This is a genomic window from Methylobacterium indicum (assembly GCF_001043895.1).
GTDB lineage: Bacteria > Pseudomonadota > Alphaproteobacteria > Rhizobiales > Beijerinckiaceae > Methylobacterium > Methylobacterium indicum.
In genome coordinates, this window is the sequence record NZ_JTHF01000285.1 from 1 (window position 1) to 4,700 (window position 4,700).

3 protein-coding genes and 1 pseudogene are annotated in these 4,700 nt (G+C 71.7%); all 4 read right to left on the bottom strand.

Translation table 11 applies throughout. From position 1 onward, the window contains the following. Nucleotides 1-2,768: DUF6531 domain-containing protein (locus QR78_RS27330; protein ID WP_141657953.1), on the bottom strand; the 2,768-nt coding region annotated here is incomplete at its 3' end. A gap of 81 nt (nt 2,769-2,849) precedes the next feature. After that, entirely contained in the window at nt 2,850-3,293 is a 444-nt protein-coding gene (locus QR78_RS27335) for a PAAR-like domain-containing protein (RefSeq protein WP_048430765.1), read from the bottom strand. A 1-nt stretch (nt 3,294) separates the two neighbouring features. After that, nucleotides 3,295-4,428 carry a DUF2169 family type VI secretion system accessory protein gene (locus tag QR78_RS27340; RefSeq protein WP_158004085.1) on the bottom strand — a complete coding sequence of 378 codons (1,134 nt, stop codon included), beginning with the start codon at nt 4,426-4,428 and terminating at the stop codon, nt 3,295-3,297. 16 nt (nt 4,429-4,444) lie between these two features. Next, nucleotides 4,445-4,700, bottom strand: a pseudogene (locus QR78_RS35155) (type VI secretion system tip protein VgrG); the annotation flags it as partial.

Sequence of the window (4,700 nt, forward strand, 5' to 3'; positions counted from 1 at the left end):
AGCCGGAACCCCGCCGCACTCTCGCGCAGCACCTCCCGGCCGGCGGCGTCGCGGGTGATGCGCAACGGCGCCCGCTCCCCGATCGCCAGCCCCGACAGCGCCCCGAGCGGGTCGTAGGCCGTCGCCACCAGCCGCTCGCCGATGCGCCGCTCGGTCCGGTTGCCGCAGCAATCGTAGGCGCTCTCGATCCGCCGCCCGCCCTGCGTCTCGGCGATCACCCGCCCGAGCGCGTCGCGCTCCAGCCGCACCAGCGCGGCGGGGGTCTCGGCCTCGACCACCCGGCCGGTCCGGTCGTAGGCGAAGCGGGTGACCTGCGGGTTCGTGGCCCCCGGCGCGAAAGCCTCCTGGCGCAGCAGCAGCCCGGTGCGGTCGTAGGCGTAGGCGATCCGCGCCCCGTCGGCATGGCGCGTCTCGCTCACCCGGTCGGCCCCGTCATAGGCGTAGGCCAGGGTCATGCCGTCGAAGTCGGTCTCCACCACCACCCGCCCGGCGGCGTCGCGGGCGAAGGTCCAGTGCCGGCCGAGCTGGTTCTCGACCCGCACCAGGCGCTCCTCGGCGTCGTAGGAAAAGCGCAAGGACCCGCCCTTGGGATCCTCGATCGCCTCCAGGAGGTCGAAGGGCCCGTAGCGGTAGAGGGTGCGCCGGCCCTCGCCGTCGGTCAGCGTCAGGGTGGCCTCGTGCGGCTCGGCCTCGCGCCGGACGGTGACGCCGTCGGGGCGGATCAGCGCCGTGGGGGTCCAGAAGTCGGCGCCGGGCCGCTCGTCATAGGCGAAGCGGGTGACGTGGCCGAGGGGATCGGTGCGGGCGGTGAGGCGGCCGAAGGCGTCGCGGTCGAACCGGGTGGTGCCGCCGCGATAGTCGACGAGGCGCACGAGGTTGTTCTGCGCGTCGTAGTCGCGCCGCTCGATCAGGCCGTCGTGGCGCATGATCGCGGTGGGCAGGCCGGCCGCGTCGATGGCGTAATCGGTGCGGGTGCCGAGCGGGTCGACCGCCGCGACGAGGTTGCCGCGGCCGTCATAGGTCCATTCCCAGGCCTGGCCGGCGGGGTCGATCAGGCGCTCGAGGCGCCCGTCCTCGTCGTGGTGATACGCGGTGCGCCGGCCCTCCGGGTCGGTGACCGCGCTCAAGGATCCGAAGGCGTCGTAGGCGTAGACCGTGCGGTGGCCGTCGGCATCGGTCTCGGCCAGCAGCGTGCCGAGCGCGTCGCGCTCGAAGCGGCGCACCCGGCCGAGCGCGTCGGTCTCGGTGAGCGCCCGCCCGTTGGCGTCGAAGGTGTAGCGCCGGGCGCCATCCGGCCGGTCGGCATGGGCGAGGGTCGTCGTGCGCCCGTCCGCCCCGTAGGTGAGCCGGTAGTCGAACCGGCCGCCGGGCGTCGTGACGGCGACCACCCGGCCGGCCTCGTCGTAGGCGTAGGTGTTGCGGGTGTGGACCCCGTCCTCGTAGGCGCAGAAGCGGCCGGCGGCGTCGTACTCGTAGCGGTACGAGGGGCCGTAGGCGTTGCGTGCCTGCGTCAGGTTGCCGTGCGCGTCGTAGGCGTAGCGGACGAGCAGGCGCGTCTCGCCCCCGGGTGCCTGCAGGGTCACGGCTTCGCGCAGGCCGCTTGCGCCGTTTTCGAACACGAACGCGAAACCGTCCGAGCGGTCGAGCCGCAGGAGCAGGCCCGCGGCGTCGCGCCGGAACGTGGCGTGGAGGCCGTTCGGGTCCTGGATCTCGGCCAAGCGCCAGACGCCGTCCTTGCCCTTGTCGAAGCGCTTCGTAAGGCCGCGATCGCGCACGGCGTAGGCCCGGTTCCCGGCGGCCGACAGAGCGAGGTGCGGGTGCCGGGCGTTGCGGCTGACCTCGCCGATATTGCCGGTCGGGCGGTCGAAGCCGGCGGTGAGGCCCGAGCCCATGCGGTAGAGCAGGCTGCCGTCGGGCTCGCGCACCAGGACCTCGTCGAGGCTGCCGATGCGGTTGCGCCCGAGCGGCCCGTCATGGCCGAGGTCGGAGGCGTAGCTGCGGGCGAGCTCGAGCGGCAGCACGCCCGGCAGCGTGAACTCGACGTCGAAGGTCACCTTCGCGCCGTCGGCGAGGGCGACCGGCTTCTTGGTGCAGGGCCAGGTGCAGCGCGTACCGGTGCCGTTCTGGCGTCCTTGCCGCCCCTGGATTGATTCGCCCTCGGCTCCGGGCGAGGGGCGGGAGGCCGGGCGCGGCTTTCGGAGGCCGACCTTCTCTCCGAGCTCGCCGAGCTTCGTGCCCACCCTGCCGACGAGCTTGCCGGCGGTCTCGGCTAGTTTCCCGACGGGACGGGCCAGCGCGCCGGCCACCTTGCCGGCCGCGCCCTCGCCCGCGACCTGCACCAGCGGCTCGCGCTCGGCGAACAGCCCGAGCATCGGCCAGGGATTGCCCTTCTGGAACTCTTCCGCCGCCGGTCCGATGTTGTCGCGGGCATCGACGAGGACGTCTCGCTGCGCCACGAGCCCGGCCCGCTCGCGTTCGAGGTCCGGAATGCGGGAGGTGCCCTGCTGGTCGGCCCCGAGGTTGTCCCGGACGTTCTGCTCGAACGCCTTTTCACCCGCGATCTGCTTGTCCTTCTCGGCGATCGATCGATCGAAGGCATCGATCATCTCCTGGAGTTGCGCCTTCTTCGCGCTCGCTCCCATGATGGCCTTGCCACCGGCATTGGCGTTCTGGCCCGACTCGTTGGGCCGGCCTCCGTCGCGTGCCTGTGTGGTATTCGGGCTGGGCGTCGTGTCGCGCTTGGAGGCGTCGATCGTTTCCAATCTCATGCTGCCGCCGGATCCGGTGTCACCGCTCACGCGCCGGCCTCCCCGGTCGTCCGATCGAAGGGATGAGGAGCCGCCATGGCGTCACGTCCCCGCGTCCGAGCCGGGCGTCGAGGCCCAGACCGAGGGGATCTCGACGGAGCGCATCGTGCGCTGCGGCTCGGTCGGGCCGAGATCGGGGTGGTTGATCCAGCACGGGTCCCCGTCTCGCACCACCGCATGGCCGTGCGAGAACACGCTCGAACAGGCGGTCCTCACGTGCGAGTACTTCTTGTAGCCCGGCACCACGACACCCTTGCCGGTGCCCGGCTCGTGGCCGGTGATGCGCACGGCGCGCGTGTTGAGCTGGAAGTCCTTGAGCGCGTTGTTGCGCACGTCCGGCGAGACCCGCTCCGACCCGTCGAGCTCGACGACGCAGGAATAGGCGACCGGCACCATGGCGCCGCCCATCGGCGTCCAGCACACGTCCGGGCCGGTCGTGACCATCAGGTTGCTGCCTTCGCGGCGCGCCGAGACGGGTCTGCCCATGTCATAGTCCTTCCGTGGAAGCCGGGTCATCCGCATCCGGGACGTACGGCACCAGCCCGAAGCTGAGGCTTTCGGCCCGTCCCGGGTCGAAGGTCGTTCGCCAACTCAGAAAGACCCGATGCCAATCGGGGTCGGGATCGGCGACGTCGATGAACAGCGTGTCGAGGTCGAGGGTCGCGATCAGCGGCTCGCGGTCCGCGTAGGCGACGTGGAGAACGATCATGTGCGCGGGCAACCGGATCACCCGCTCCCCGGCCTCCCCGCCGAGCCCGAACAGCCGCACGGTCTCGTCCCCGATCAAGAGGTCGGGATAGACGAGGTCCGGATGGGCGCTGTTGTGGTAGGCGAAGTCGTAGTCGGCCGGCCAGTTCGGCCAGACATTCGCCTTCCAGTGCGCGTCGTAGGTGCCCCCGAGCGACCGGCGCGGCAGCCAGGCCGGCGGGATCGGCCCGAACCCGGCCGGGGCGTAGCGGCGGTGCGGCTCGCGGACCGGATCGTCCGCCGCCTCGATCCGCGGCGCGGGCACGGGCGCCTCGATCGGCGTCAGCGCGGGGTCGATCCAGCCGCAGCCGAGCGGATTGCGCTCGTCGGCCTCCAGAAAAGGCTCGTCCGCACCCTCCTGCGGGCGCGCCAACAGCCCGCCATAGGCGAGTTCGTAGCGGATCGGCACCTCTCTCACCGGCTCCGGCTCGCCGAGGCGCCAGCCGCCGAACACCCGCCGCCTCTCCGCCTCGGTCATTGAGGCCCGCGCCCGCTCCGACACACCCCAGACCGGCTCCCAGAGCCTTGGCCCGGTCACCCGCAGGTGCCGCTCCAGCACGTGCTCGCCCTCGACCCGCACGCCGCAGGTCCAGGACGGCCGGGCGATCCCGCCGGGCGCCCGCGCCATCGCGTTCAGGATGATGTCGGCCCGCGGCTTCCTCGGGACGAGGTCCGAGGGCACGCGCAGCGACGAGGTGTTGAGCGCGCCGTGATAGGTGTCGGTCAGCACCAGCGGCTCCTGCTCGTCGGCGACGACGAGGCGGCCATCCGCGGCGATGTCGTAGGTGCCCTTGACCAGGAGCACCCCGAACTCCCGGCCCTGGTTGTCGGTGTTGAAGAAGCGCAGGTTCGGGAACGGGCTGAGGTTCAGCATCTCCATCGTCCGGCCCTCAATTGTGGTCGACGACCTTGCCGGTGAGCTGGACCTGCTCCGAGCCGTCGACGTAGACGGTCACGCCCTTGAGCAGGATGGTCCCGTCCTTCTTCATCAGCAGCGAGGCCTGGCCGACCTGGACCAGCAGTTCCTCGCCGACCACCACCTTCTTGGCCTTGCCGACGTTCTCGATCGCGGTCTGGCCGACATTGACCACCTTCGACTGCCCGACCTGCTCGGTCGACGCGATCCCGGTGCTGTCGTGGCGCATG

Excerpts from the sequence above, each read along its gene's own strand:
- QR78_RS27335 (WP_048430765.1), bottom strand. The coding sequence starts at position 3,293 with ATGGGCAGACCCGTCTCGGCGCGCCGCGAAGGCAGCAACCTGATGGTC.
- QR78_RS27340 (WP_158004085.1), bottom strand. The coding sequence starts at position 4,428 with ATGCTGAACCTCAGCCCGTTCCCGAACCTGCGCTTCTTCAACACCGAC.